This window comes from Streptomyces sp. CBMA152, assembly GCF_014596475.1.
Classification (GTDB): Bacteria; Actinomycetota; Actinomycetes; order Streptomycetales; family Streptomycetaceae; genus Streptomyces.
The window spans coordinates 311,012-337,366 of record NZ_MECJ01000015.1; the positions used below are offsets into that span (position 1 = coordinate 311,012).

Annotated in this window: 26 protein-coding genes; 17 read left to right on the forward strand and 9 right to left on the reverse strand. The window is 70.0% G+C overall.

Translation table 11 applies throughout. The features are described 5' to 3' along the window. Positions 1–20: 20 nt before the first annotated feature. Together pgi and BG418_RS14700 are read left to right on the forward strand one after the other, a co-directional pair. The gene (gene pgi, locus BG418_RS14695; RefSeq protein ID WP_188274271.1) at positions 21–1,682 is read left to right on the forward strand and encodes a glucose-6-phosphate isomerase; all 1,662 of its coding nucleotides are present in this window, start codon (positions 21–23) and stop codon (positions 1,680–1,682) included. Between the two features lie 121 nt (positions 1,683–1,803). Then, complete coding sequence (locus BG418_RS14700) at positions 1,804–2,649, forward strand: poly-gamma-glutamate hydrolase family protein (RefSeq protein ID WP_188274272.1); 846 nt, start codon at positions 1,804–1,806, stop codon at positions 2,647–2,649. Positions 2,650–2,725: 76 nt separating this feature from the next. Here the strand turns inward: BG418_RS14700 and pgl are convergent, their stop codons facing one another. From pgl to tkt, 5 genes are read right to left on the reverse strand one after another with little or no spacing between them, the layout of a single operon-like run. Next, complete coding sequence (gene pgl, locus BG418_RS14705) at positions 2,726–3,508, reverse strand: 6-phosphogluconolactonase (protein ID WP_188274273.1); 783 nt, start codon at positions 3,506–3,508, stop codon at positions 2,726–2,728. Then, entirely contained in the window at positions 3,505–4,572 is a 1,068-nt protein-coding gene (opcA, locus tag BG418_RS14710; RefSeq protein ID WP_188274274.1) for a glucose-6-phosphate dehydrogenase assembly protein OpcA, read from the reverse strand. The genes pgl and opcA overlap by 4 nt, the downstream gene beginning before the upstream one ends. After that, positions 4,569–6,101, reverse strand: a complete 1,533-nt coding sequence (gene zwf, locus BG418_RS14715; RefSeq protein ID WP_188274275.1) for a glucose-6-phosphate dehydrogenase — start codon at positions 6,099–6,101, stop codon at positions 4,569–4,571. Before zwf ends, opcA begins: the two co-directional genes overlap by 4 nt. A 4-nt stretch (positions 6,102–6,105) precedes the next feature. Continuing rightward, positions 6,106–7,224: a transaldolase gene (gene tal / locus BG418_RS14720; protein ID WP_188274276.1), complete on the reverse strand. Its 1,119-nt coding sequence runs from the start codon at positions 7,222–7,224 to the stop codon at positions 6,106–6,108. 35 nt (positions 7,225–7,259) lie between these two features. Continuing rightward, positions 7,260–9,347, reverse strand: coding sequence for a transketolase (gene tkt / locus BG418_RS14725; protein ID WP_188274277.1), 2,088 nt, complete (start codon positions 9,345–9,347; stop codon positions 7,260–7,262). Between the two features lie 356 nt (positions 9,348–9,703). Here tkt and BG418_RS14730 point away from each other — a divergent pair, with 356 nt between their 5' ends. From BG418_RS14730 to BG418_RS14740, 3 genes are all read left to right on the forward strand, one after another. Next, a complete protein-coding gene (locus BG418_RS14730; protein WP_188274278.1) occupies positions 9,704–10,657 on the forward strand; it encodes a heme o synthase in 954 nt (317 codons plus the stop codon). Between the two features lie 93 nt (positions 10,658–10,750). After that, the gene (locus tag BG418_RS14735) at positions 10,751–11,101 is read left to right on the forward strand and encodes a hypothetical protein (RefSeq protein ID WP_188274279.1); all 351 of its coding nucleotides are present in this window, start codon (positions 10,751–10,753) and stop codon (positions 11,099–11,101) included. Between the two features lie 88 nt (positions 11,102–11,189). Beyond that, complete coding sequence (locus BG418_RS14740) at positions 11,190–12,293, forward strand: amidohydrolase (protein ID WP_188274280.1); 1,104 nt, start codon at positions 11,190–11,192, stop codon at positions 12,291–12,293. Here BG418_RS14740 and BG418_RS14745 read toward each other — a convergent pair. From BG418_RS14745 to BG418_RS14755, 3 genes are all read right to left on the reverse strand, one after another. After that, positions 12,267–13,262, reverse strand: coding sequence for a COX15/CtaA family protein (locus tag BG418_RS14745; RefSeq protein ID WP_223184806.1), 996 nt, complete (start codon positions 13,260–13,262; stop codon positions 12,267–12,269). The two genes, BG418_RS14740 and BG418_RS14745, sit on opposite strands and share 27 nt — an antisense overlap. Before the next feature lie 109 nt (positions 13,263–13,371). Then, positions 13,372–14,139 carry an ABC transporter permease gene (locus BG418_RS14750; protein WP_188274281.1) on the reverse strand — a complete coding sequence of 256 codons (768 nt, stop codon included), beginning with the start codon at positions 14,137–14,139 and terminating at the stop codon, positions 13,372–13,374. Beyond that, positions 14,139–15,062, reverse strand: a complete 924-nt coding sequence (locus BG418_RS14755) for an ABC transporter ATP-binding protein (RefSeq protein WP_188274282.1) — start codon at positions 15,060–15,062, stop codon at positions 14,139–14,141. Before BG418_RS14755 ends, BG418_RS14750 begins: the two co-directional genes overlap by 1 nt. Before the next feature lie 350 nt (positions 15,063–15,412). On the opposite strand from BG418_RS14755, the gene BG418_RS14760 reads away from it, so the two are divergent. From BG418_RS14760 to BG418_RS14805, 10 genes are all read left to right on the forward strand, one after another. Continuing rightward, the gene (locus BG418_RS14760) at positions 15,413–16,162 is read left to right on the forward strand and encodes an ArsR family transcriptional regulator (protein ID WP_188274283.1); all 750 of its coding nucleotides are present in this window, start codon (positions 15,413–15,415) and stop codon (positions 16,160–16,162) included. Then, entirely contained in the window at positions 16,159–17,580 is a 1,422-nt protein-coding gene (gene sufB / locus BG418_RS14765) for a Fe-S cluster assembly protein SufB (protein WP_188274284.1), read from the forward strand. The genes BG418_RS14760 and sufB overlap by 4 nt, the downstream gene beginning before the upstream one ends. A gap of 63 nt (positions 17,581–17,643) precedes the next feature. Further along, complete coding sequence (sufD, locus tag BG418_RS14770) at positions 17,644–18,825, forward strand: Fe-S cluster assembly protein SufD (RefSeq protein WP_188274285.1); 1,182 nt, start codon at positions 17,644–17,646, stop codon at positions 18,823–18,825. Continuing rightward, a complete protein-coding gene (locus BG418_RS14775; protein ID WP_188274286.1) occupies positions 18,825–19,145 on the forward strand; it encodes a non-heme iron oxygenase ferredoxin subunit in 321 nt (106 codons plus the stop codon). Before sufD ends, BG418_RS14775 begins: the two co-directional genes overlap by 1 nt. A gap of 7 nt (positions 19,146–19,152) precedes the next feature. Then, positions 19,153–19,917 carry a Fe-S cluster assembly ATPase SufC gene (sufC, locus tag BG418_RS14780; protein WP_188274287.1) on the forward strand — a complete coding sequence of 255 codons (765 nt, stop codon included), beginning with the start codon at positions 19,153–19,155 and terminating at the stop codon, positions 19,915–19,917. Further along, positions 19,914–21,170, forward strand: coding sequence for a cysteine desulfurase (locus BG418_RS14785; protein WP_188274288.1), 1,257 nt, complete (start codon positions 19,914–19,916; stop codon positions 21,168–21,170). Before sufC ends, BG418_RS14785 begins: the two co-directional genes overlap by 4 nt. Before the next feature lie 12 nt (positions 21,171–21,182). Continuing rightward, complete coding sequence (gene sufU, locus BG418_RS14790; RefSeq protein WP_188274289.1) at positions 21,183–21,647, forward strand: Fe-S cluster assembly sulfur transfer protein SufU; 465 nt, start codon at positions 21,183–21,185, stop codon at positions 21,645–21,647. Continuing rightward, entirely contained in the window at positions 21,644–21,982 is a 339-nt protein-coding gene (locus BG418_RS14795; protein ID WP_067157773.1) for a metal-sulfur cluster assembly factor, read from the forward strand. The genes sufU and BG418_RS14795 overlap by 4 nt, the downstream gene beginning before the upstream one ends. 172 nt (positions 21,983–22,154) lie before the next feature. Then, on the forward strand, positions 22,155–22,691 hold the full coding sequence (locus tag BG418_RS14800; protein WP_188274290.1) for a TetR/AcrR family transcriptional regulator: 537 nt from the start codon (positions 22,155–22,157) through the stop codon (positions 22,689–22,691). A gap of 54 nt (positions 22,692–22,745) precedes the next feature. Beyond that, positions 22,746–23,069 carry a multidrug efflux SMR transporter gene (locus tag BG418_RS14805; protein WP_188274291.1) on the forward strand — a complete coding sequence of 108 codons (324 nt, stop codon included), beginning with the start codon at positions 22,746–22,748 and terminating at the stop codon, positions 23,067–23,069. A 3-nt stretch (positions 23,070–23,072) separates the two neighbouring features. On the opposite strand, the gene BG418_RS14810 is transcribed toward BG418_RS14805, so the two are convergent. After that, positions 23,073–23,960, reverse strand: coding sequence for a winged helix-turn-helix transcriptional regulator (locus BG418_RS14810; RefSeq protein WP_188274292.1), 888 nt, complete (start codon positions 23,958–23,960; stop codon positions 23,073–23,075). A gap of 104 nt (positions 23,961–24,064) precedes the next feature. Here BG418_RS14810 and BG418_RS14815 point away from each other — a divergent pair, with 104 nt between their 5' ends. Both BG418_RS14815 and dapD read left to right on the forward strand, forming a co-directional pair. Then, complete coding sequence (locus BG418_RS14815) at positions 24,065–25,297, forward strand: MFS transporter (protein WP_188274293.1); 1,233 nt, start codon at positions 24,065–24,067, stop codon at positions 25,295–25,297. A gap of 10 nt (positions 25,298–25,307) precedes the next feature. Further along, on the forward strand, positions 25,308–26,303 hold the full coding sequence (dapD, locus tag BG418_RS14820; protein WP_188274294.1) for a 2,3,4,5-tetrahydropyridine-2,6-dicarboxylate N-succinyltransferase: 996 nt from the start codon (positions 25,308–25,310) through the stop codon (positions 26,301–26,303). The last annotated feature ends 52 nt before the right edge of the window (positions 26,304–26,355 follow it).

Consider the following 26,355-nt stretch of genomic DNA (forward strand, 5'->3'; position numbering starts at 1 on the left):
GTACTGAGAGAAGTGGGCTGATGTCCGAGAAGAACAACGAAGGCCGCAGCAGGCTCAACCAGACGCCCGAGTGGACCGCACTGGGCAAGCACCGCGAGCAGTTGGGCGACACCCATCTGCGCGAACTGTTCGCCGCCGACCCCCAGCGGGGCACCGGGTACACCCTGCGGGTCGGCGACCTGTATCTCGACTACTCCAAGCACCTCGTCACCGACGAGACCCTGGCGCTGCTGCGCGAGCTGGCCGCGGCGGCGGACGTGGCCGGGCTGCGGGACGCCATGTTCCGCGGCGAGAAGATCAACACCACCGAGGACCGCGCGGTGCTGCACACCGCGCTGCGCGCCCCGCGCGAGGCGGTCGTCGAGGTCGACGGCGAGAACGTGGTGCCGGGTGTGCACGCGGTCCTGGACAAGATGGCGGGCTTCGCCGACCGCGTCCGCTCCGGCGAGTGGACCGGCCACACCGGCAAGCGCATCAAGAACGTCGTCAACATCGGTATCGGCGGCTCCGACCTGGGCCCCGCGATGGCGTACGAGGCGCTGCGCTCGTTCACCGACCGGGGGCTGACGGTCCGTTTCGTCTCCAACGTCGACGGCGCCGACCTCCACGAGGCCGTCCGCGACCTGGACCCGGCCGAGACGCTGTTCATCATCGCGTCCAAGACCTTCACCACCATCGAGACCATCACCAACGCCACCTCGGCGCGGAGCTGGCTGCTCGGCGGGCTGAGCGCCGGTCAGGAGGCCGTCGCCAAGCACTTCGTGGCCCTGTCGACCAACTCCGAGAAGGTCGCGGACTTCGGTATCGACACGGCCAACATGTTCGAGTTCTGGGACTGGGTCGGCGGGCGCTACTCCTACGACTCGGCGATCGGCCTGTCGCTGATGATCGCCATCGGCCCGGACCGGTTCCGCGAGATGCTGGACGGCTTCCACCTGGTCGACGAGCACTTCCGCACGGCGCCCGCCGAGGAGAACGTGCCGCTGCTGCTGGGTCTGCTCGGCGTCTGGTACGGCAACTTCTGGGACGCCCAGTCGCACGCGGTCCTGCCCTACAGCCACTACCTGTCGAAGTTCACCGCCTACCTCCAGCAGCTCGACATGGAGTCCAACGGCAAGTCCGTGGACCGCGACGGCAACGCGGTGGACTGGCAGACCGGCCCGGTCGTCTGGGGCACCCCGGGCACCAACGGGCAGCACGCGTACTACCAGTTGATCCACCAGGGCACCAAGCTCATCCCCGCCGACTTCATCGGCTTCGCCGAGCCGGTCGCCGAGCTGGAGCAGGGCCTCGTCGCCCAGCACGACCTGCTGATGGCCAACTTCTTCGCCCAGACGCAGGCGCTGGCCTTCGGCAAGACGCCGGACGAGGTGCGGGCCGAGGGCGTGTCCGAGGAGCTGGTGCCGCACAAGACGTTCCGGGGCAACCACCCGACGACCACGATCCTGGCGAAGGCGCTGACCCCGTCCGTCCTCGGCCAGCTGATCGCGCTGTACGAGCACAAGGTGTTCGTGCAGGGCGCCATCTGGAACATCGACTCGTTCGACCAGTGGGGTGTGGAGCTCGGCAAGGTGCTGGCCAAGCGCGTCGAGCCCGCCCTGACCGAGGGCGCGGACGTGCCGGGCCTCGACGCGTCCAGCAAGGCTCTGGTCGCCAAGTACCGCTCGCTGCGCGGCCGTTGATGCGATGACGGGGAGCGGGTGGCCCGCGCCGCCCGCTCCCCCGCGCGGTGGGGCCCCGCCATAGTTGGCCGAAAGGCACCCCCGCTATGTCCGTGTTGTGCACGGTATGGATCATTGTCGTATGACTTCCACCAGCCGTCGTACGGTCCTCACCGCACTGGCCACCGCCGCCGTCAGTGGCCCGTTGCTGAGCGGGGTCGGCGCGACTGCCGCCCATGCCACCGGGGCCAAGGACCTCTACTCCTCGAACACCGACCTCTACACCCGGCTCGCCGGGAAGGAGGGAACGGATTTCGCCAGACGGTACAAGCGGCACGAGCAGCTCGACAGCGACCAGAAGACGGCCTTTCCGTACGGCCGCACCGCGATCCTCGCGCTGCACGGCGGCGGCATCGAGGGCGGCACCTCCGAGCTCTGCCTGGGCATCGCCGGATACGACCCGGCGACGCTCGCGGCCAAGGGCGGCCCGGCGTACGACTACTGGATGTTCGAGGCCATCCGCAGCTCCGACAACAGCGAGCTGCACGTCACCTCGAAGAACTGCGACGACAAGATCGCCCTGTCCATCGCCGCCGCGAACCTCAACGTGGTGAGCCTGCACGGCTGCACCTCCGCCCAGGCCGGGGCGCCCGCCTCGCGCCCCGAGGCGATCGTGGTCGGCGGTCTCAACACCACCTTCAAGACGTATCTGCACGACGCGCTGCGCGCCGCCGGGTTCCAGACCATCGACGGCTCGACCAAGCCGGACCTGGCGGGTACCGACCAGGCCAACATCTGCAACCGGACCCTGCTCGCCAAGGGCGTCCAGCTGGAGCTCACGACCGAGCTGCGCAAGCTGATGTTCACCGTGAACACCATCAAGGGCCGCGCCACCAGCACCACCGCCGTCTACGACGACTTCGTGGCCGCCGTCCGCAGCGCCATCGCCCGCCTGGAGGCTTCGGGCGGCGAGCAGAACATCCTCTGACGCGCGCCACAACGCACAGCGGGCCCGGTCCACCAACAGGTGGACCGGGCCCGTGCGTTCAGCGGTGACGCCGGTGTCAGGGCGACGCCGGCGGGTACAGCGCGCGCGGCAGCCGGGAGGCCGCCGCCGAGTCGAGCAGCCACAGGGTGCGGCCACGTCCGTACGCGCCCGCCGCCGGGGCCTGGATCTCGCCCGCGCCCGACAGGGCGATGGCCGCGGCCTGCGCCTTGTCCTCGCCCGCCGCGAGCAGCCACACCTCGCGGGCCGCGCGGATCGCCGGCAGCGTCATCGAGATCCGCACCGGCGGCGGCTTGGGCGCGCCGTGCACCCCGACCACCGTCCGCTCGGTCTCGCGCACCGCGGGCAACTCCGGGAAGAGCGACGCCACATGGGTGTCCGGGCCGACGCCCAGCATGAGCACGTCGAACGTCGGCACCTCCCCGTGGTCCTCGGGACCGGCCGCGGCGGCCAGCTCCTCGGCGTAGGCGGCGGCCGCCGCTTCCACGTCGTTGCCGTACGCGCCGTTCGACGCGGGCATCGCGTGCACCCGCTTCGGGTCGACCGGCACCGCGTCCAGCAGGGCCGCGCGGGCCTGCGTGACATTGCGCTCCGGATCGCCCTCGGGCAGGAACCGCTCGTCGCCCCACCACAGATCGAGCCGCGACCAGTCGATCGCGTCCCGGGCCGGGGAGGAGGCGAGCGCCGCGAGCAGCCCGTTGCCGTTGCGGCCGCCGGTGAGGACCACCGACGCCGAGCCGCGGGCGGCCTGGGCGTCCACGATCTTCGTGATCAGCCGGGCCGCCGCGGCCTGCGCCATCAGCTCCTTGTCGCGATGGACGACGAGCTGAGGGGTACTCACTTCGCTGCCGCCTTCTTGGCCGGAGCCTTCTTCGCGGCGGGCTTGGCGTCGGCGGCCGCACCCGCATCCGCAGCCGACGAGCCGGAGGACGACGACGCGTCGGCGGTCGCCGAAGCACCCGCCCCGTCCGCCGCCGGACCCGACGACAGCCGCGCCACGCCGAACTTCAGCGCGGACGCGTACGTGTCGTCCGGGTCCAGGCGCCGCAGCTCCTCGGCGATGAGCTCGGCCGTCTCGCGCCGCTTCAGCGCCACCGCGCGGTCCGGCTGGCCCTGCATCGAGAGCGTGGCCAGCGAGCCGTCGGCGCGGTCGAGGACGATCGGGCCGCAGTCCGTCTCCATGCGTACGGCGGTCAGGCCCGGGCCCGACGACATCGAACGCTGCACCGGCACGTCGAGCCGGTCCGCGAGCCACATGGCGAGCAGCTCGCAGCTCGGGTTGAACTCCTCGCCCTCCACCTCGACCGAGGTCACCTTGCACGTCACCTGGTCCAGGGCCGCGGCCAGCATCGAACGCCAGGGCGTGATGCGGGTCCAGGCCAGGTCGGTGTCGCCCGGGGTATAGGTCTCGGCGCGGGCGGTCAGCTCATGGATGGGCTGCTCGGCCGCGTAGGTGTCGGTGACCCGGCGCTGGGCGAGGGTGCCCAGCGGGTCGTTGGCGGGGTCGATCGGCGCGCTGACCGGCCACCACAGGACGACGGGCGCGTCGGGCAGCAGCAGCGGCAGCACCACCGACTGGGCGTGGTCGACGACCTCGCCGTACAGCCGCAGGACGACGGTCTCGCCGGTGCCCGCGTCCGCGCCGACCCGCACCTCGGCGTCCAGGCGCGACTGGGTGCGGTCGCGGGGCGAGCGCGAGACGCGCTTGATGACGACGAGCTTGCGCGAGGGGTGCTCGCGCGAGGCGTCGCTCGCCGCGCGCAGCGCGTCGTAGGCGTTCTCCTCGTCGGTGACGATGACCAGGGTGAGCACCATGCCCACGGCCGGCGTGCCGATGGCACGGCGGCCCTGGACCAGTGCCTTGTTGATCTTGCTGGCCGTGGTGTCCGTAAGGTCGATCTTCATGGCCGGCGCCAGCTCCGTCCGTCTCGTGCGAGCATTTCGTCCGCCTCGACCGGGCCCCAGGTCCCCGACGGGTACTGCGCGGGCTTGCCGTGGGCGTCCCAGTACTGCTCGATCGGGTCGAGGATCTGCCAGGACAGCTCGACCTCCTCCACCCTCGGGAAGAGGTTGGAGTCGCCGAGCAGGACGTCGAGGATGAGCCGCTCGTACGCCTCGGGGCTGGACTCGGTGAAGGACTCGCCGTAGGCGAAGTCCATCGAGACGTCCCGGACCTCCATCGAGGTGCCGGGCACCTTGGAGCCGAAGCGGACGGTCACGCCCTCGTCCGGCTGGACCCGGATGACCAGCGCGTTCTGGCCCAGCTCCTCCGTCGCCGTGTGGTCGAAGGGGGAGTGCGGGGCGCGCTGGAAGACCACCGCGATCTCGGTGACGCGACGGCCCAGACGCTTGCCGGTGCGCAGGTAGAACGGGACGCCCGCCCAGCGGCGGTTGTCGATCTCCAGCTTCACGGCGGCGTAGGTGTCGGTCTTCGACTTGGGGTCGATGCCGTCTTCCTGGAGGTAGCCGACGGCCTTCTCGCCGCCCTGCCACCCGGCCGCGTACTGGCCGCGGACCGTGTTGGCGCCCAGGTCCTTGGGCAGCCGTACCGCGCCCAGGACCTTGGTCTTCTCGGCCGCCAGCGCGTCCGCGCCGAAGGAGGAGGGCTCCTCCATCGCGGTCAGCGCGAGCAGCTGGAGGAGGTGGTTCTGGATGACGTCACGGGCGGCGCCGATGCCGTCGTAGTAGCCGGCGCGGCCGCCGATGCCGATGTCCTCGGCCATGGTGATCTGGACGTGGTCGACGTACGACCGGTTCCAGAGCGGCTCGAACATGGTGTTGGCGAAGCGGAGCGCCAGGATGTTCTGGACGGTCTCCTTGCCGAGGTAGTGGTCGATCCGGAAGACCTCGTCCGGCGGGAAGACCTCGTGGACGACCTGGTTGAGCTCCTTGGCGGAGACCAGGTCGTGGCCGAAGGGCTTCTCGATGACCGCGCGGCGCCAGGCGCCGTTCTTCTGGTCGGCGAGCCCGTGCTTCTTGAGCTGCTGGACGACCTGCGGGAAGAACTTCGGCGGCACCGAGAGGTAGAAGGCGAAGTTGCCGCCGGTGCCCTGTGCCTTGTCGAGCTCGGCGATCGTCGACTTCAGCTGCTCGAAGGCGTTGTCGTCGTCGAAGTCGCCCTGGACGAAGCGCATGCCCTGGATGAGCTGCTGCCAGACCTCCTCACGGAAGGGCGTGCGCGCGTGCGCCTTGACGGCGTCGTGCACCTCCTGCGCGAAGTCCTCGTCCTGCCACTCGCGGCGGGCGAAACCGATCAGGGAAAAGCCCGGCGGAAGCAGACCACGGTTGGCGAGGTCGTACACGGCGGGCATCAACTTTTTACGGGACAAATCGCCTGTGACGCCAAAGATCACCAGGCCCGACGGCCCCGCGATGCGCGGGAGCCGTCGGTCGGCGGCGTCACGAAGCGGATTCGCTGCGCGAATCGCAGTCAAGGTCCTATGCCTCCGAAGGTGCCAGGCGCTGGAGCTCCGCCTCGGTCGACTTGAGCAGGTCGTTCCAGGACGCCTCGAACTTGTCGACGCCCTCGTCCTCAAGGAGCTGCACGACCTCGTCGTACGAGATCCCCAGCTTCTCGACCGCGTCGAGCTCGGCGCGGGCCTGCTCGTAGGTGCCGGCGATCGTGTTGCCGGTGATCTCGCCGTGGTGGGCGGCCGCCTCCAGGGTGGCCTCCGGCATGGTGTTGACCGTGTTGGGCGCCACCAGGTCGTCGACGTACAGGGTGTCCTTGTACGCCGGGTCCTTCACGCCGGTCGAGGCCCACAGCGGGCGCTGCTTGTTGGCGTGCGCCTTGTCGAGCGCGGTCCAGCGGTCGCAGGAGAAGACCTCCTCGTACGCCTGGTACGCGAGACGGGCGTTGGCGAGACCCGCCTTGCCGCGGGCGGCCTTGGCCTCGTCGGTGCCCAGCGCGTCGATCCGCTTGTCGATCTCGGTGTCCACGCGGGACACGAAGAAGGACGCCACGGAGTGGATCTTCGAGAGGTCCAGGCCGCGCTCCTTGGCCTTCTCCAGACCGGCCAGGTAGGCGTCCATGACCTCGCGGTAGCGCTCAAGGGAGAAGATCAGCGTGACGTTGACGCTGATGCCCTTGCCGATGACCTCGGTGATCGCGGGCAGGCCCGCCTTGGTCGCCGGGATCTTGATGAGCGTGTTCGGCCGGTCCACCAGCCAGGCCAGCTGCTTGGCCTCGGCGACGGTGGCCGCGGTGTTGTGCGCCAGGCGCGGGTCCACCTCGATGGAGACCCGGCCGTCCTGGCCCTCGGTGGCGTCGAAGACCGGGCGCAGGATGTCGGCGGCGTCCCTCACGTCCGCCGTCGTGATCATGCGGATGGCCTCGTCCACGGTGACCTTGCGGGTGGCGAGGTCGGCGAGCTGCTGCTCGTAGCCGTCACCCGAGGAGATCGCCTTCTGGAAGATCGACGGGTTGGTCGTGACGCCCACCACGTGCTGCTGGTCGATCAGTTCGGCGAGGTTGCCGGACGTGATCCGCTTGCGCGACAGGTCGTCGAGCCAGATCGCCACGCCCTCGTCGGAGAGGCGCTTGAGTGCGTCTGTCATGAGAATTGCATCTCCTACTAGTTCGTATACCGGCGTCAGCGCGCCGCGGCGGCGAGAGATTCCCGGGCGGCGGCGGCCACGTGATCGGCGGTGAAGCCGAACTCGCGGAACAGGACCTTGCCGTCCGCCGAAGCGCCGAAGTGCTCCAGCGAGACGATGCGGCCCGCGTCGCCCACGTACCGGTGCCAGGTCAGGCCGATGCCGGCCTCGACCGCGACCCGGGCCTTGACCGACGGCGGCAGGACGCTGTCCTTGTACGCCTGGTCCTGCTCCTCGAACCACTCGACGCACGGCATCGAGACCACGCGGGTCGGGACGCCCGCGGCCTGCAGCTGCTCGCGCGCCTCGACGGCGAGCTGGACCTCGGAGCCGGTGCCGATGAGCACGACCTGGGCGTCGCCGCCTTCGGCGTCGAACAGGACGTAACCCCCCTTGGCGGCCGCCTCGTTGCGCTCGTACGTCGGCACGCCCTGACGGGTCAGCACGAGGCCGTGCGGGGCCCCCTTGCCGAACACCTTGGTGTAGCGCTTGAGGATCTCGCGCCAGGCGATGACGGTCTCGTTGGCGTCCGCCGGGCGCACCACGTTGAGGCCCGGGATCGCGCGCAGCGAGGCCAGGTGCTCGACGGGCTGGTGGGTCGGGCCGTCCTCGCCCAGACCGATGGAGTCGTGCGTCCACACGTACGTCACCGGCAGGTGCATCAGCGCGGACAGACGTACGGCGTTGCGCATGTAGTCGGAGAACACCAGGAAGGTGCCGCCGAAGATACGGGTGTTGCCGTGCAGCGCGATGCCGTTCATCTCGGCGGCCATCGAGTGCTCGCGGATGCCGAAGTGGATCGTGCGGCCGTACGGGTCGGCCTCCGGGAGCGGGTTGCCGACGGGCAGGAACGACGAGTTCTTGTCGATCGTCGTGTTGTTCGAGCCCGCGAGGTCGGCCGAGCCGCCCCACAGCTCGGGGATGACCGCGCCCAGCGACTGGAGGATCTTGCCGGAGGCGGCGCGGGTGGCGACACCCTTGCCCGTCTCGAACTCCGGGAGCTGCTCCTCCCAGCCGGCCGGCAGCTCGCCCGCGGCGATGCGGTCGAACTCGGCGGCGCGCTCCGGGTTGGCGGTGCGCCAGGCGGCGAAGGACTTCTCCCACTCGCCGCGGGCCTCACGGCCGCGGTCCAGGGCGGCGCGGGTGTGCTCGATGACGCCGTCGGCGAGCTCGAAGGTCTTCTCCGGGTCGAAGCCCAGGACGCGCTTGGTCGCCGCGACCTCGTCGTCGCCGAGCGCCGAGCCGTGCGCGGCCTCGGTGTTCTGCGCGTTCGGGGCGGGCCAGGCGATGATCGAGCGCATCGCGATGAAGGAGGGGCGCCCGGTCTCGGCCTTGGCGGCCTCGATCGCGGTGTACAGCGCCTGCGGGTCGAGGTCGCCGTTCGCCTGCGGCTCGACGCGCTGGACGTGCCAGCCGTACGCCTCGTACCGCTTCATGGTGTCTTCGGAGACGGCCGTCTCCGTGTCGCCCTCGATCGAGATGTGGTTGTCGTCCCACAGCAGGACCAGGTTGCCGAGCTTCTGGTGACCGGCGAGCGAGGACGCCTCGGCGGAGATGCCCTCCTGGAGGCAGCCGTCGCCCGCGATCGCGAAGACGAAGTGGTCGAACGGGGAGGTGCCGGGGGCGGCCTCCGGGTCGAACAGGCCGCGCTCGTAGCGGGCGGCCATGGCCATGCCCACGGCGTTGGCGACACCCTGGCCCAGCGGGCCGGTGGTCGTCTCGACGCCCTTGGTGTGGCCGTACTCCGGGTGGCCGGGGGTCTTGGAACCCCAGGTCCGGAACGCCTTGAGGTCATCGAGCTCCAGGCCGTACCCGGCCAGGTAGAGCTGGATGTAGAGCGTGAGGGACGAGTGGCCCGCGGACAGCACGAAGCGGTCGCGGCCGGTCCAGTCCGGGTCCGCCGGGTCGTGGCGCATCACCTTCTGGAAGAGGGTGTACGCGGCCGGGGACAGGCTCATCGCCGTACCAGGATGGCCGTTGCCGACCTTCTGTACAGCATCCGCGGCCAGTACGCGGCCGTTGTCGACGGCCCTCTGGTCCAGTTCGGTCCACTCGAGGTCTGTGGTGGTCGGCTTGGTGCTCACCCTGAGTCAGGGCTCCTCTCCACATGGTGAATCCCGGTGTCTGAGGGCGCACCGGGCGCTGTCGAGCCTACCCCCGCCGGAACGCTCAATTTTTCGAGTGCCCGCTGGTTGGGACGCACACATCAAGAGTGCCCGGAAGTGCTCATTTGCGCCTCATGGCGAAGTCGCCCGGAGGTCATGGCGAAGTCGCGGCGACCCGCCCCCAACACGAGCCCACCCCCGCGAAGGGCGGCGTATCGGCAACGTCTAGAGTGGCGTGGTACGCGCAAGTCTTTACCGGGCCTTCACGCCCGGAAACGTGCCGGGCCCAGCCCTTTCTTGGTTGCCCGGGACTTGCTGGGAATTCTCTGTCAGGGGTGTGCGTGACGGCCGTCGAGTCCCGACCCGCAGGGGTCGTCTTGACTCCCAGCCCGGGGGGCCATCGGCCGTTCGGGGCCCGTGTCAAGGCGTTCGTGGCACTGACCAAGCCGCGGATCATCGAACTGCTGCTGATCACCACCATTCCGGTGATGTTCCTGGCCGAGCAGGGCGTGCCGTCGCTGTGGCTGGTGGTGGCGACCACCGTCGGCGGCTATCTCTCGGCCGGCGGCGCCAACGCGCTGAACATGTACATCGACCGCGACATCGACGCGCTGATGGACCGCACCTCGCAGCGGCCGCTGGTCACCGGCATGGTGTCGCCGCGCGAGTGCCTGGCCTTCGGCCTCACCCTCGGCGTCGTCTCCACCGTGTGGTTCGGACTGCTCGTCAACTGGCTGTCCGCCGCGCTGTCGCTCGGTGCGCTGCTCTTCTACGTCGTCGTCTACACGATGCTCCTGAAGCGCCGCACCTCGCAGAACATCGTCTGGGGCGGCATCGCCGGCTGTCTGCCGGTCCTCATCGGCTGGTCGTCGGTGACGAACTCGATGTCGTGGGCGCCGGTCATCCTCTTCCTCGTCATGTTCTTCTGGACGCCGCCGCACTACTGGCCGCTGTCGATGAAGGTGAAGGACGACTACGCGCGCGTGGGCGTGCCGATGCTGCCGGTCGTCGCCTCCAACAAGGTCGTCGCCAAGCAGATCGTCCTCTACAGCTGGGTGATGGTCGCGGTCTCGCTGCTGCTCACCCCGCTCGGCTACACCGGCTGGTTCTACACGTCGGTGGCGCTGCTCGCGGGCGCCTTCTGGCTGTGGGAGGCGCACGGGCTGCAGACCCGCGCCAAGGCCGAGGTGACGGGCGCCAAGCTCAAGGAGATGCGCCTGTTCCACTGGTCCATCACCTATGTGTCGCTGCTGTTCGTGGCGGTGGCCGTGGACCCGTTCCTGCGCTGATCACCAGTACTTTCGCCGACGGGCGGAACGCGTGGCACAGACCACGCGTTCCGCCCGTCGCGCGTTGATCTACTCGCGAGTAGCATCCTGCACATGGCAGAGACCGCAGACACCCAGGTTGACGAGAAGCAGACCGCCAAGGCCGAGCGACGGGCCACCACGCTCGCCAAGCAGATCGGCCACTTCGCCAAGGAGCACGGCGGCGCCGAGGGCCAGGTGGCGTACATCGGCCAGAAGGGCGCGCGGATCGTGCTCGTCGGCGAGGACGGCGGCTGGGGCGACCTGGTGGCCCCCACGTACGAGATCGCGCGCAGCGCCGTGGAGAAGGCCGGGATCACCGTCCACGACGACTTCGACGGCGAGTTCGCGGCGAAGGTGAAGACCGGGCGCTACGAGTGGACCCGGATGGCGGGCCTCCAGCTCGGCGGGCCGAAGAACGCCTGATCCCACAAGGCGAACATACGGCCAGCAACACTGATCCGGGACTCACCCGTTAGGAGGGGTGGAAGCACATCCACCCAGGGAGTCCCGGATGATCGACGCTGTGCCCCCACCGGACCTGGTGGACCAGTGCTGCCACGGAGTGCTCCGTACGGAGCTGGGGCTCGGCACCTTCGAGACGCAGCTCGGCCGGACCGGCGGCCCGCCCGCCCCCGGCACCACGTTCTTCGACACCCAGACCGGCTTCGCGGTGCGCCGCTGGTGCCCGCCGCTGCTGGGCCTCGACGCGCACTGCGCCCCGGCCCGCTATCTCGCCCGCCGACGTGAACTGGGCGTCCTGGAGACCGGCCGGCGGCTGCTGCGCGGCTCGGGGATCTCCACCTATCTGGTGGACACGGGCCTGCCCGGGGATCTGACCGGGCCGGGCGAGATCGCCGCCGCCGGGGCCGCCGACGCCCATGAGATCGTCCGGCTCGAACTCCTCGCCGAGCAGGTCGCCGACACCTCGGGCACCGTCGACTCCTTCCTCGCCAACCTCGCCGAGGCTGTGCACACCGCGGCCGCCTCCGCCGTCGCGTTCGTCTCCGTCTCGGCCGTGCGCCAAGGCCTCGACGCCGATCCGCCGGGCCCGGGCGAGGTGCGCGGCGCGGCGGGCCGCTGGCTCACCCGGCGCCGCATCCAGGAGCCCCTGGAGGACCCCGTGCTGCTGCGGCATGTGCTGTGGAGCGCGGTGGCGTCCGGGCGGCCGCTCCAGCTGAGGCTCGGCATGGACGACCCGACCGGGCTCGCCGCGTTCGCGGCCGCGACCAACGGTCTGGGCACGGATCTGGTGCTGCTGCACGGCTATCCGTACCACCGCCAGGCCGCCCATCTGGCGAGCGTCTTCCCGCATGTGTACGCGGATGTGGGCCCAGCCCTGGTGCGTACGGGCGCGCGGGCCGCCGACGTACTGGCGGAGCTGCTGGAGCTCGCGCCGTTCGGGAAGCTGCTCTACTCCAGCGGCGCGCGCGGGCTGCCCGAGCTGCACGTGGTGAGCGCGCGCCTGTTCACCCAGGCCCTGAGCCGGGTCCTGGGGGCGTGGGTCGCCGAGGGCGCGTGGGCGCGTACGGACGCGGAGCGGGTCGCCGCGATGGTCGCGGCGGGCAACGCGCGACGGGTGTACGGGCTGTCAGGCGCGGGTGAGAGCCGGGTCTGACTGGGCCGGGATCGGCGCGGTCGCGTCCGGGCGCTCGCGCAGCGACAGCAGGACGCGCACCACGGCGATCCACACCAGGCACGAGCCGAACATGTGCAGCGCGACCAGGGCTTCCGGGGTCTTCATGAAGTACTGCACATAGCCCACGACACCCTGCGACATCAGCACCAGGAACAGGTCCCGGGCGCGGTTGCGCGGGCCGACCGGGGCGTCGACCGCCTTCAGGACGAACCAGAGCGCGACCGTGAGCGCCACCACGACCCACGCGAGGTCCGCGTGGAGCTGGCTGATCATGGTCCAGTTGAGCGGGATGCGCTCGACGTCGCTGGAGTCGCCCGCGTGCCGCCCGGCGCCGGTGACGACCGTGCCGACCGCGACCAGCGCGCCCGCCGCGGCCACCAGCAGCCAGGTCAGCTGCACCACGGCCTTGCCCACCAGCGGGCGCGGCGCGCCGTCGCCCTCACGGGTGCGCTGCCAGGTCAGCATCGCGATCGTGAGCAGCGCGGTGGAGAGCAGGAAGTGGGCCGCGACGGTGTACGGGTTGAGGCCGACCAGGACGACGATGCCGCCCAGGATCGCGTTGCCCATGACCACCCAGAACTGGGCCCAGCCGAGCCGGGTGACGCCGGTGCGCCACGGCTTGGCCGCGCGGGCCGCGACGATGGCCCAGCCGACCGCCGCGCACAGGACGTACGTCAGCATCCGGTTGCCGAACTCGACGGCGCTGTGGAAGTTCATCGCGCTGGTCGGCGTCAGGCTCTGGTCGGTGCACTTGGGCCAGGTCGGGCAGCCGAGCCCGGACCCGGTCAGCCGCACCGCGCCGCCGGTCACCACGATGACGACGGCCATGACGACGGCGGACAGCGCCGCGCGCTGGACGGTCCGCGGCGACGGGGTCCACCGCTCGGCGATGAAGGCGAGCGGGTTGCGCACCGCCTGAGCCACATCGGCTCGGGTCACGTTCGGCATGGGCTCTATCGTAGGGGGCCGTTTGTGCATGTTTTCACGAGGGGGGCTCCCGCCGCCGGGACCCCTTGTTTCCAGCGGAAGCGGGGCTCACTCTCAGCGGGAGAGGGGCTCACTCCCAGCGGAAGAACTTCGCCGCCGCGCCGAGGCCGAGCACCGTCCAGACCGCCAGGATCCCGAGGTCGCCCCACGGCATGGCCGCGCCGTGCTGGAGCACGTCCCGCAGGCCGTCCGAGAGCGCGGAGATGGGCAGCAGGCCGAGCGCGTCCTGCACCCCGCCCGGGAACTTGTCCATCGGCACGATGACCCCGCCGCCGACGAGCAGCAGCAGGAACACCAGGTTGGCCCCGGCCAGCGTCGCCTCGGCCTTCAGCGTGCCCGCCATCAGCAGCCCGAGCCCGGAGAACGCGGCCGTGCCGAGCACCATGAGCAGCAGCACCGCGAACGGGTTGCCGTGCGGCGACCAGCCGAGCGCGAAGGCGATCACGGTGAGCAGGATGATCTGGAGCACCTCGGTGACCAGCACCGACAGCGTCTTCGCGGTCATCAGCGCCCAGCGCGGCAGCGGCGAGGCGCCGAGCCGCTTGAGCACCCCGTAACGACGCTCGAAGCCGGTGGCGATGGCCTGGCCGGTAAAGGCGGTGGACATCACCGCGAGCGCCAGGATGCCCGGGGTCAGGAAGTCCACCGACTTGCCCTTGCCGGTGTCGATGATGTCGACGGCGCTGAACAGGACGAGCAGCAGCGCCGGGATGATCACCGTCAGGAGCAGCTGCTCGCCGTTGCGCAGCAGCATCCGCGTTTCCAGCGCGGTCTGCGCCTTGATCATCCGGCCGACGGGGGCCGCCCCCGGGTTCGGCGTGTACGTACCGGCACTCATCAGCGCAGCTCCCTGCCGGTCAGCTCCAAAAAAACGTCTTCGAGGGTGTGGCGCTCGACAGAGATCCCGTCGGGCATCACCCCGTGCTGCGCGCACCACGAGGTCACGGTGGCCAGCAGCTGCGGGTCGACGGTGCCGCTGATGCGGTAGGCGCCCGCGGTGAGCTCGGCGGCGGCGGTGCCGTCGGGCAGCGCCTTGAGGAGGGAGGCGAGGTCCAGGCCCGGGCGGCCGGTGAAGCGCAGGGTGTTCTCGGCGCCGCCCTTGCACAGCGTCTCGGGCGAGCCCTGGGCGACGACCTTGCCCGCGTCGACGATGGCGACGTCGTCGGCGAGCTGCTCGGCCTCGTCCATGAAGTGCGTGGTGAGGACCACCGAGACGCCGTCGGCGCGCAGCTCCCGTACGAGGTCCCAGGTGGAGCGGCGGGCCTGCGGGTCCAGGCCCGCGGTCGGCTCGTCCAGGAAGACCAGTTCGGGGCGGCCGACCACGGCCATGGCGAGCGCGAGGCGCTGCTGCTGGCCGCCGGAGAGCCGGCGGTAGGTGGTGCGGCCGCAGCTCTCCAGGCCCAGGCGCTCGATCAGCGTGGGCACGTCCAGCGGGTGGGCGTGGAGGGTGGCCATGTGGCGCAGCATCTCCTCGGCGCGGGCGCCGGAGTAGACGCCGCCGGACTGGAGCATCACGCCGATGCGCGGGCGCAGCTGTTCGGCCTGGGTGACCGGGTCGAGGCCGAGGACGCGGACGGTGCCCGCGTCCGGTCGGCGGTAGCCCTCGCAGGTCTCGATCGTGGTGGTCTTGCCGGCACCGTTGGGGCCGAGGACGGCGGTGACGGTACCGGCGGCGACGCGCAGGTCGAGGCCGTCGACGGCGGTCTTCGATCCGTACCGTTTCACCAGGTTGGTCACCTGGACGACGGGCTCGCTCTTCATGACGGGCAAGTCTAGGCAGCGCGGGAAGGGGTCCGGACCGTGGGGCGGGGGTCGTACGGAGGCACGGACGCGCGGATGCGTGACCTTTGATTTCCGGCCATCGCGGGGCCCCGCCGAGCCCCTCGGCGACCCGGCCGAAAGTGATCGCCCACGGGTAGCCGAAAAGCGTCCCGGCGCGGCCATACGTCGAGGTCAAACCGGTCGCCGGGGTCCATTTCGAGGATGTCTCAATTGATCGATCAAAGATCGTTTCCGCAGGTCACCTTAGGTATGCCTAAGTGATGCACCGCACCGTTCGGTGATCGGGACGTGGCTTGTCAGGCTCTGAGGAATTACGCAACAATGGTGTTGTGAAAAACGTTGGCGAGGCTCCGCAGGAGGAACTCGCGACCGGTGAGCGGTCCACCCGCAACCGGGTCGCGCGCTCCATCCTGGACCATGGGCCCTCCACCGTCGCGGACCTCGCGAAGCGCCTCGGCCTCACCCAGGCCGCCGTCCGCCGCCATCTCGACGCACTGGTGGCCGACGAGGTCGTGGCCCCCCGCGAACAGCGGGTGTACGGGGCACGGACCCGTGGCAGGCCCGCGAAGGTCTTCGCCCTCACCGACTGCGGGCGGGACGCCTTCGACCAGTCGTACGACAAGCTGGCCGTCGACGCGCTCCGCTGGATCGAGCGGTCGGCCGGCGGCGGCGCCGCGGGCGAAGAGGCCGTCGTGGCGTTCGCCCGCGCCCGCATCGAGGCGCAGGCCGAGACGTACCGCGAAGCGATCGACGCGGCCGGGCCCGAGCAGCGCACCGAGGCTCTGGCCAAGGCCTTGACCGCCGACGGGTACGCTGCTACGGCACGCAGCGCTCCCCTCCCCGGACGGGGTGAGCAGCTCTGCCAGCACCACTGCCCGGTCGCGCACGCCGCCGAGCAGTTCCCGCAGCTGTGCGAGGCGGAGACGGAGTTCTTCTCCCGCCTCCTCGGGACCCATGTGCAGCGTCTGGCCACCATCGCCCACGGCGACGGGGTGTGCACGACGTTCATCCCGCACAGCGCACCACAGACCACCACCGAATCAGCATCCACAAGCACGGCCGGGAGGAACCCCGCATGACTCTCCCCACGGAGACTGCCCACCCCGAACTTGAAGGCCTGGGCAACTACGAGTACGGCTGGGCCGACTCCGACGCGGCGGGCTCCACTGCCAAGCGCGGGCTCTCCGAGGACGTCGTCCGCGACATCTCGGCGAAGAAGAACGAGCCCGAGTGGATGCTGAAGCTGCGCCTCAAGGGCCTGCGCCTCTTCGACCGCAAGCCCATGCCCAAGTGGGGTTCCGACCTCTCCGGCATCGACTTCGACAACATCAAGTACTTCGTGCGGTCGACGGAGAAGCAGGCGGAGTCCTGGGAGGACCTGCCCGAGGACATCAAGAACACGTACGACAAGCTCGGCATCCCCGAGGCGGAGAAGCAGCGCCTCGTCGCCGGTGTCGCGGCCCAGTACGAGTCCGAGGTCGTCTACCACCAGATCCGTGAGGACCTGGAGCAGCAGGGCGTCATCTTCCTGGACACCGACACCGCGCTGAAGGAGCACCCGGAGCTCTTCCAGGAGTACTTCGGCACGGTCATCCCGGTCGGCGACAACAAGTTCGCGTCGCTGAACACGGCCGTGTGGTCCGGCGGCTCGTTCATCTACGTGCCCAAGGGTGTCCGCGTCGACATCCCGCTGCAGGCCTACTTCCGTATCAACACGGAGAACATGGGCCAGTTCGAGCGGACGCTGATCATCGTCGACGAGGACGCCTACGTCCACTACGTCGAGGGCTGCACCGCGCCGATCTACTCCTCGGACTCGCTGCACAGCGCCGTCGTGGAGATCATCGTCAAGAAGGGCGGCCGCTGCCGCTACACGACGATCCAGAACTGGTCGAACAACGTCTACAACCTGGTCACCAAGCGCGCCGTGGCGTACGAGGGCGCGACCATGGAGTGGATCGACGGCAACATCGGTTCCAAGGTCACCATGAAGTACCCGGCCGTCTACCTGATGGGCGAGCACGCCAAGGGCGAGACCCTGTCCATCGCCTTCGCGGGCGAGGGCCAGCACCAGGACGCCGGCTCCAAGATGGTCCACATGGCGCCGAACACGTCGTCCAACATCGTCTCCAAGTCGGTGGCCCGCGGCGGCGGCCGTACCTCGTACCGCGGTCTGGTCGAGATCGGCGAGGGCGCGGCCGGATCGAAGTCGAACGTGCTCTGTGACGCGCTGCTCGTCGACACGATCTCCCGCTCCGACACCTACCCGTACGTCGACGTCCGCGAGGACGACGTGTCCATGGGCCACGAGGCGACCGTCTCCAAGGTCTCCGAGGACCAGCTCTTCTACCTGATGAGCCGCGGTCTGACGGAGTTCGAGGCGATGGCGATGATCGTGCGCGGCTTCGTCGAGCCGATCGCCAAGGAGCTGCCCATGGAGTACGCCCTTGAGCTCAACCGGCTGATCGAGCTGCAGATGGAGGGCTCGGTCGGCTAGTACGGCGACCGTCCCCGCAGCAGTGAACGCAGACTGATCCAGGAAGAGAGCACTACGACAGCCATGGCTGAGGCTCAGAACATCCCGGCGGGCTCCACCACCGCCGGTTCGATCGCGGTGGCCGCCGAGTCGACCGTCGCCACGCGCATGAGCGCGCCCCCGTCCTTCGACGTCGCGGACTTCCCGGTCCCGCACGGCCGCGAGGAGGAGTGGCGCTTCACGCCGCTGGAGCGGCTGCGCGGGCTGCACGACGGCACCGCGATCGCGACCGGCGACGGCGTGCGCGTCGAGGTGACGGCTCCCGAGGGCGTCGTCGTCGAGACCGTCGGCCGCGACGACGCGCGGCTCGGCAGGGCCGGTACGCCGGTCGACCGCGTCGCCGCCCAGGCGTACTCCTCGTTCGAGAAGGCCTCGGTCGTCACCGTCCCCAAGGAGTCGGTCCTCACCGAGCCGATCCGTATCGCCGTGCACGGCGAGGGCGGCACCGTCTTCGCCCACCAGGTCATCGAGCTCGGCGCGTTCGCCGAGGCTGTCGTGGTCATCGACCACACCGGCGACGCGGTCCTCGCGGCCAACGTCGACTACATCCTGGGCGACGGCGCCAAGCTGACCGTCGTCTCCGTCCAGGACTGGGACGACAAGGCCGTCCACGTCTCCCAGCACAACGCGCTGGTCGGCCGGGACGCCTCCTTCAAGTCCGTCGTGGTCACCTTCGGCGGCGACCTGGTCCGGCTGCACCCGCGGGTCTCCTACGCGGGCACCGGCGGCGAGGCCGAGCTCTTCGGCCTGTACTTCACCGACAAGGGCCAGCACCAGGAGCACCGGCTCTTCGTCGACCACAACACGCCGCACTGCAAGTCCAACGCCGTGTACAAGGGCGCCCTCCAGGGCGACGACGCGCACGCCGTGTGGATCGGCGACGTCCTCATCCAGGCCAAGGCCGAGGGCACCGACACCTACGAGATGAACCGCAACCTGGTCCTCACGGACGGCGCGCGGGTCGACTCGGTGCCGAACCTGGAGATCGAGACCGGCGAGATCGCCGGCGCCGGTCACGCCTCCGCCACCGGCCGCTTCGACGACGAGCAGCTGTTCTACCTGATGGCGCGCGGCATCCCGCAGGCCGAGGCCCGCCGTCTGGTGGTCCGCGGCTTCTTCGCGGAGCTCGTCCAGCAGGTCGGCGTCGCGGACGTCGAGGAGCGCCTGCTCGCCAAGATCGAGGCGGAGCTGGAGGCATCCGTCTGATGACCGCCTTCGTCCGCGTCTGCGCACTGAGCGAGCTGGAGGAGGACACCCCGAAGCGGGTGGAACTCGACGGCACGCCGGTGTCGGTCGTCCGCACGTCGGGCGAGGTGTTCGCGATCCACGACATCTGCTCGCACGCGAACGTCTCGCTGTCGGAGGGCGAGGTGGAGGACTGCCAGATCGAGTGCTGGCTGCACGGCTCCACCTTCGACCTGCGCACCGGCAAGCCCTCCGGCCTGCCCGCGACGCGACCCGTGCCCGTATACCCCGTAAAGATCGAAGGGGACGATGTTCTCGTCTCCGTGTCCCAGGAGAACTGAAGTCCCCATGGCAACGCTTGAAATCCGCGACCTGCACGTCTCCGTGGAAGCCGAGAACGGCCCCCGGGAGATCCTCAAGGGCGTCGACCTGACCGTGAAGCAGGGCGAGACCCACGCCATCATGGGCCCCAACGGCTCCGGCAAGTCCACCCTCGCGTACTCGCTCGCGGGTCACCCCAAGTACACGATCACCAGCGGCACGGTCACCCTGGACGGCGAGGACGTCCTGGAGATGTCCGTCGACGAGCGCGCCCGCGCCGGTGTCTTCCTCGCCATGCAGTACCCGGTCGAGGTCCCCGGTGTCTCGGTCTCCAACTTCCTGCGCACCTCCGCCACCGCCGTGCGCGGCGAGGCGCCGAAGCTGCGTACCTGGGTGAAGGAGGTCAAGTCCGCGATGGAGCAGCTCCAGATGGACCCGGCCTTCGCCGAGCGCAACGTCAACGAGGGCTTCTCCGGCGGTGAGAAGAAGCGCCACGAGATCCTTCAGCTGGAGCTCCTCAAGCCGAAGATCGCGATCCTCGACGAGACCGACTCCGGTCTGGACGTCGACGCGCTGCGCATCGTCTCCGAGGGCGTCAACCGCGTCCGCGAGACCGGCGAGGTCGGCACCCTGCTGATCACGCACTACACGCGCATCCTGCGCTACATCAAGCCCGACTTCGTGCACGTCTTCGCGAACGGCCGGATCGCCGAGTCCGGCGGCGCCGAGCTCGCCGACAAGCTGGAGAACGAGGGCTACGAGGCTTACACGAAGGGCGGCGCTTCCGAGTGACGATTCTGCCGGGCCTCCTCGACACCGAGGCGATCCGCAAGGACTTCCCCTTGCTGGACCGCGTGGTCCACGACGGGAAGAAGATCGTGTACCTCGACAGCGCGGCGACTTCGCAGAAGCCGCGCCAGGTGCTCGACGCTCTCAACGAGTACTACGAGCGGCACAACGCCAACGTCCACCGTGGTGTGTACACGGTGGCCGAGGAGGCCACGGCCCTGTACGAAGGCGCGCGCGACAAGGTCGCCGCGTTCGTCAACGCGCCGAGCCGCAACGAGGTGATCTTCACCAAGAACGCCTCGGAGTCGCTCAACCTGGTCGCCAACATGCTGGGCTGGGCGGACGAGCCCTACCGCGTGGACCACGAGACCGAGATAGTCATCACGGAGATGGAGCACCACTCCAACATCGTGCCGTGGCAGCTGCTCTCGCAGCGCACGGGCGCGAAGCTGAAGTGGTTCGGCCTCACCGACGACGGCCGTCTCGACCTGTCCAACATCGACGAGATCATCACCGAGAAGACGAAGATCGTCTCCTTCACGCTGGTCTCCAACCTGATGGGCACCGTCAACCCGGTCGAGGCGATCGTGCGCCGCGCCCAGGAGGTCGGCGCGCTGGTCTGCGTCGACGCCTCCCAGGCCGCGCCGCACATGCCGCTGGACGTGCAGGCGCTCCAGGCCGACTTCGTGGCCTTCACCGGCCACAAGATGTGCGGCCCGACGGGCATCGGCGTGCTGTGGGGTCGCCAGGAGCTCCTGGAGGACCTGCCGCCGTTCCTGGGCGGCGGCGAGATGATCGAGACGGTCTCGATGCACTCGTCCACCTACGCCCCGGCGCCGCACAAGTTCGAGGCCGGTACGCCCCCGATCGCCCAGGCCGTCGGCCTCGGCGCGGCCGTGGACTACCTCTCCGCCATCGGCATGGACAAGATCGCCGCGCATGAGCACGCGATCACCGAGTACGCGGTCAAGCGCCTCCTTGAGGTCCCCGACCTGCGGATCATCGGCCCCACCACGGCCGAGGACCGCGGCGCCGCGATCTCCTTCGTCCTCGGCGACATCCACCCGCACGACGTGGGCCAGGTCCTGGACGAGCAGGGCATCGCGGTCCGGGTCGGCCACCACTGCGCGCGCCCGGTCTGCCTGCGCTACGGAATTCCCGCGACCACGCGAGCGTCTTTCTATCTGTACTCCACGCCCGCCGAGGTCGACGCCCTGGTGAGCGGGCTGGAGCACGTACGAGACTTCTTCGGCTAGGGGTTAAACGACGTGAAGCTGGATTCGATGTACCAGGACGTCATCCTGGACCACTACAAGCATCCGCACGGCCGGGGCTTGCGGGACGGTGACGCCGAGGTGCACCACGTGAACCCGACGTGCGGCGACGAGATCACTCTCCGCGTCAAGTACGAGGGTTCGCAGATCTCGGACATCTCGTACGAGGGGCAGGGCTGCTCGATCAGCCAGGCCAGCGCCTCGGTCCTCAACGACCTGCTGGTCGGCAAGGACCTCGACGAGGCGCAGCGGATCCAGGAGACGTTCCTGGAGCTGATGCAGTCCAAGGGCCAGCTGGAGCCGGACGACGCGATGGAGGAGGTGCTGGAGGACGCGGTGGCGTTCGCCGGCGTCTCCAAGTACCCCGCGCGCGTGAAGTGTGCTCTGCTGAGCTGGATGGCCTGGAAGGACGCGACGGCCCAGGCACTGGGTGCCGGAGCCGAGAGGAAGAGCGCATGACCGAGAACGCAGAGGCCACTTTGAAGCCGGCCTCCGAGGAAGAAGTCCGCGAGGCGCTGTACGACGTCGTCGACCCCGAGCTGGGCATCGACGTCGTCAACCTCGGCCTCATCTACGGCATCCACATCGACGACTCCAACGTCGCCACCCTGGACATGACCCTGACGTCGGCGGCCTGCCCGCTGACCGATGTGATCGAGGACCAGGCGAAGTCCGCGACCGAGGGCATCGTCAACGAGCTCAAGATCAACTGGGTCTGGATGCCGCCGTGGGGCCCGGACAAGATCACGGACGACGGGCGCGAGCAGCTGCGGGCGTTGGGCTTCAACGTCTGACCACCCCGTCGCACCAGTACGCCGGACGGCCCTTGCGCGTTTGCTCGCGCGAGGGCCGTCCGGCGTTGTGCGTCTCCCGTCCGTATCGCGTACGGCTGGACGCGCGAACTGCCCGGGTAGCCGGGCCCGGTACGGTCGGGGGCATGGTGTGCGACCCGGGGACGTGTGAGTGATGGCCCGTCGGTACGACCCCGAGCGGCGGGGGCGCATCATCGACGCCGCGATCCGGGTGGTCGGCGAGCGCGGGATCGCCGGGCTCAGCCATCGCAGCGTCGCCGCCGAGGCCGATGTGCCGCTCGGCTCCACCACGTACCACTTCAAGACGCTCGACGAGCTGATGGTCGCCGCGCTGCGGCAGGCCAACGAGGGGTTCGCCGCCGCGATCCGCGACTGCGGCGCGCTGGAGGAGCCCGGCGTGGACGTGGCCGCCGAGCTCGCGCGCCTGATGGGCGAGTGGATCGCGGGGGACCGGGCGCGCGTGGAGCTGGAGTACGAGCTCTATCTCGCCGCGCTCCGGCGGCCCCCGCTGCGGCCCGTCGCCGCCGAGTGGGCCGAGGGCGTGGCCGAGGTGCTGGCCCGGCACACGGACCCGGTGACCGCGCGCGGCCTGGTCGCGCTGATGGACGGGATCTGTCTGCAGGCGCTGCTGACGGGCGGCGACTACGACGAGGAGTACGCGCGCATGCTGCTTGCCCGAATGCTGCCCTGACGTTCACCCTGTCGTTATGTACGGGCGTACGCATCGCTGTGTACGCTTGTCCGCATGCCGTACGTCCTGCTCTCCTGCGCCATCGCGTCGGAGATCGCCGCCACCTCCGCGATGAAGTACAGCGAGGGGTTCACCAGGCTCGCGCCCTCGCTGGTCACCGTCTGCGGGTACCTTTTCGCCTTCTACATGCTGTCGTTGACCCTGAAGTCGATGTCGGTGGGCACCGCGTACGCGATCTGGTCCGGTGCCGGTACGGCCGTCATCGCCGCCATCGGGATGCTCTTCATGGGCGAGACGATGACGGCCGCCAAGTTCGCCGGGATCGCGCTGATCATCGGTGGCGTGGTGCTGGTCAACATGGGCGGCGCCACGCACTGAGGCTCAGCCCGCGGTCCCCGCCCGGCGCACCGCCGCCAGCGCCCCTCGCACGCTCTCCTCGATGTCGGTGATCGGGTACAGCGCCTCGATCACCGTACGGTCCGCGTCGATCACCAGCGTCAGGCGCTTGAGGCGGCTCACCCCCGCCGTGCGGAACGTCGGCAGCCGCAGCGCGGCCGTCAGCGTGAGGTCCGCGTCCGACAGGAGCGGGAAGCGCAGCCGCTCCTTGTCCGCGAACGCCCGCTGCTCGTCCGGGCGTTGGCTGGACACCCCGTGCACGGTCGCGCCCGCCGCCGTGAACTCGGCGAGCTGGTCGCGGAACGTGCACGACTCCAGGGTGCAGCCGGGCGCCCCCGGAATCCCCGCCCAGCCGGGCGGATAGGCGTCCTTGCGGGCGTACGCGCCGGGGAAGCAGTACAGCACGGTGTACGGCGTTCCGGACGCCACCGGGTCCCTCAACTCGCCGTCGTAGTCGGTGAGTTGAAGCTCCGGCACCTTCGTGCCGACCAGCTCCCGCACTCGCTCGGTCTCCCCGGACGCCTGAGTCGCCGTGGCCATCGTCTCTCCTTCTCCCAGCACCCAGGTGTCTCCCCAGTCCTGGAGTGCGATCAGTACGGGCAGCAGGGCACGGCCGCGCGGGGTGAGCCGGTACTCGTACCGGACCGGGCGGTCCTGGTACGGCTCCCGGCTCAGCACCCCCGTCTCCACCAGCAGCCTCAGCCGTTCGGCGAGCACCTTGCGGGACATGCCGAGCTCGCGCTGGAGCGCGTCGAAGCGGTGCACCCCGCGTGCGGTGTCGCGCACGATCAGCAGGGTCCACCAGTCGCCGACCACGTCCAGGGCCTGGGCGATGGCGCAGTGCTCGTCATTCAGACGGGTGCGTTGAGGCATGACTCCCATCCTTGCGTACGCCGTTGACCTGCGACCCTCATGCTGACATAGTCCGTTCCCATAAGGAACTCACTCATAGTGCAACGATCTCAGGGGGAGACGGCGTGAGGACTCTGCGCGCGGTGCCGAGAACCGTCCGGCTGTTGTGTTTCGGCATCTTCTTCAACGCCGTCGTCAGCTTCACGTTCGTCTATCTCTTCGTGTACCTGACCGGCCCGCGCGGCCTCAGCGTCGCCCAGGCCGGAGTGATCAGCGGCGTCGGCGGCATCGGACTGGTCGCCGGGAACTTCACCGGCGGCTCGTTCGGCGACCGCTACGGCCACCGGCGCGCCCTGCTCGCGGGCGCGGTCGTCAGCGGCGCGCTCCTGTCCGTCCTCGGACTGCTGCCGACCGCCGCGCTGTACGCCGCGCTGCCGCTCGCCCAGTACGCCTCGGGCGTGGTCCGGGCGGCCAACTCCGCGCTCGTCGCGGTCTCCGTCCCCGAGGGCAGCCGCCGCCAGGGGTTCGCCGTCATGCGGTTCGCGTCGAACGCGGGGTTCACCGTTGGGCCGCCGCTCGGCGCATTGGTCGCCGCCCAGTGGTCGTACGGCTGGCTGTTCGCCGCCGACGGCCTCGGCACCCTGCTCTTCGCGGCGTACGCGGCCCGGGTGCTGCCCGCCCGCGCGGCCGCGCACACCCGGCCTTCGTACGACCCCGGCGCCCCGGGCCTGTGGCGCGAACTGCGGGCCCGGCCCGCCGTCCTCGTCCTGCTCGCCGCGATCGTCTGCGTCGACCTCGTCTACCGCCAGCAGTACTCCACCCTGCCCGTCTTCCTCGCCGACCACGGCCTGGACGCCCATGTGTACGGCTGGCTGATCGCGATCAACGGGGGAGTGATCCTCTGCCTCGAACTGCCCGCCGTCCAGGTGCTGCGCCGCCGTGCGCCGCTGTCGATCGTCGGCTGCGGGCTGCTCCTGGTCGGCCTCGGCTACGCGATGCTCATCCCGGGCGCCTCGATCGGCTGGGCCGTCGCGCTGATGGTGTCGCTCACCCTCGGCGAGATCCTGTACAAGACCACCGCCACCGCGTACGTCGCCGACCAGGCGCCCGCCCACGCCCAGGGCCGCTTCCAGAGCCTGTACGCGGGCGCCTCCATCAGCGGCCAGGTGCTCGCCCCACCGCTCGGCGGCGCCCTCTACACCGCCGCGCCCGGCCTTCTCTGGCCCGTGTGCGCCGCCCTCGCGGGTCTCGCCGGGCTCGCCGTGCTGCGGGCGCGGGGGCTGCGGACCCCGCTGACCGGGGGTGACGCGCGCCCGTCACATGAGACCGGTTGGCCCCGGCGGGCCGCCGCCGGTTAGGTTTTCCGCTATGACCGACACGACTGCTACTGCTTCTCGCTCCACCGGCGCCGTCGCCGCCGGCCTCGCCACCATCGCCGGCGACGGCACCGTTCTCGACACCTGGTTCCCCGCCCCCGAGCTGGTGGCCGAGCCCGGCCCGGCCGGCACCGAGCGGCTCACCGCCGACCAGGCCACCGCCCTCCTCGGCCAGGGCGCCGCCGCCGCGCTCGGCGTCGACGCGCGCCGGGGCGTCGAGGTCGTCGCCGTCCGTACGGTCATCGCCTCGCTCGACGACAAGCCGCTCGACGCGCACGACACCTACCTGCGGCTGCACCTGCTCTCGCACCGCCTGGTCAAGCCGCACGGCCAGAACCTGGACGGCATGTTCGGCCTGCTCGCCAACGTCGCCTGGACCTCGCTCGGCCCGGTCGCCGTCGACGAGCTGGAGACCGTACGGCTGAACGCCCGCGCCGCCGGACTCCACCTCCAGGTGACGTCCGTCGACAAGTTCCCGCGCATGACGGACTACGTGGCCCCCAAGGGAGTCCGTATCGCCGACGCCGACCGGGTGCGCCTGGGTGCGCACCTGGCCGAGGGCACGACCGTGATGCACGAGGGCTTCGTGAACTTCAACGCGGGGACTTTGGGGACGTCGATGGTCGAGGGGCGGATCTCCGCCGGTGTCGTCGTCGGCGACGGGTCCGACATCGGGGGCGGCGCGTCCACGATGGGCACGCTGTCCGGTGGCGGCAACGTCCGCATCGTGATCGGCGAGCGGTGCCTCGTGGGCGCCGAGGCCGGTGTGGGTATCGCCCTCGGCGATGAGTGTGTCGTCGAGGCCGGGCTGTACGTCACTGCCGGTACGCGGGTGACGATGCCCGATGGGCAGATCGTGAAGGCTCGTGAGCTTTCGGGTGCGTCGAACATTCTGTTCCGGCGGAACTCGGTTACGGGCGCTGTTGAGGCTCGGCCCAACAATGCCGTGTGGGGTGGGCTTAACGAGATTCTGCACAGTCACAACTGACGCGTTTTCGGGTGCGGACCGTGGTGGGCTGGTCGCGCAGTTCCCCGCGCCC

What these genes read in the sequence shown, in the direction of transcription:
- pgi (WP_188274271.1), top strand. Translation starts at nt 21, where the DNA reads ATGTCCGAGAAGAACAACGAAGGCCGCAGCAGGCTCAACCAGACGCCC.
- BG418_RS14700 (WP_188274272.1), top strand. Translation starts at nt 1,804, where the DNA reads ATGACTTCCACCAGCCGTCGTACGGTCCTCACCGCACTGGCCACCGCC.
- opcA (WP_188274274.1), bottom strand. Translation starts at nt 4,572, where the DNA reads ATGAAGATCGACCTTACGGACACCACGGCCAGCAAGATCAACAAGGCA.
- tal (WP_188274276.1), bottom strand. Translation starts at nt 7,224, where the DNA reads ATGACAGACGCACTCAAGCGCCTCTCCGACGAGGGCGTGGCGATCTGG.
- BG418_RS14735 (WP_188274279.1), top strand. Translation starts at nt 10,751, where the DNA reads ATGGCAGAGACCGCAGACACCCAGGTTGACGAGAAGCAGACCGCCAAG.
- BG418_RS14740 (WP_188274280.1), top strand. Translation starts at nt 11,190, where the DNA reads ATGATCGACGCTGTGCCCCCACCGGACCTGGTGGACCAGTGCTGCCAC.
- BG418_RS14745 (WP_223184806.1), bottom strand. Translation starts at nt 13,262, where the DNA reads ATGCCGAACGTGACCCGAGCCGATGTGGCTCAGGCGGTGCGCAACCCG.
- BG418_RS14750 (WP_188274281.1), bottom strand. Translation starts at nt 14,139, where the DNA reads ATGAGTGCCGGTACGTACACGCCGAACCCGGGGGCGGCCCCCGTCGGC.
- BG418_RS14755 (WP_188274282.1), bottom strand. Translation starts at nt 15,062, where the DNA reads ATGAAGAGCGAGCCCGTCGTCCAGGTGACCAACCTGGTGAAACGGTAC.
- sufB (WP_188274284.1), top strand. Translation starts at nt 16,159, where the DNA reads ATGACTCTCCCCACGGAGACTGCCCACCCCGAACTTGAAGGCCTGGGC.
- sufD (WP_188274285.1), top strand. Translation starts at nt 17,644, where the DNA reads ATGGCTGAGGCTCAGAACATCCCGGCGGGCTCCACCACCGCCGGTTCG.
- BG418_RS14775 (WP_188274286.1), top strand. Translation starts at nt 18,825, where the DNA reads ATGACCGCCTTCGTCCGCGTCTGCGCACTGAGCGAGCTGGAGGAGGAC.
- sufC (WP_188274287.1), top strand. Translation starts at nt 19,153, where the DNA reads ATGGCAACGCTTGAAATCCGCGACCTGCACGTCTCCGTGGAAGCCGAG.
- BG418_RS14795 (WP_067157773.1), top strand. Translation starts at nt 21,644, where the DNA reads ATGACCGAGAACGCAGAGGCCACTTTGAAGCCGGCCTCCGAGGAAGAA.
- BG418_RS14800 (WP_188274290.1), top strand. Translation starts at nt 22,155, where the DNA reads ATGGCCCGTCGGTACGACCCCGAGCGGCGGGGGCGCATCATCGACGCC.
- BG418_RS14805 (WP_188274291.1), top strand. Translation starts at nt 22,746, where the DNA reads ATGCCGTACGTCCTGCTCTCCTGCGCCATCGCGTCGGAGATCGCCGCC.
- BG418_RS14810 (WP_188274292.1), bottom strand. Translation starts at nt 23,960, where the DNA reads ATGCCTCAACGCACCCGTCTGAATGACGAGCACTGCGCCATCGCCCAG.
- dapD (WP_188274294.1), top strand. Translation starts at nt 25,308, where the DNA reads ATGACCGACACGACTGCTACTGCTTCTCGCTCCACCGGCGCCGTCGCC.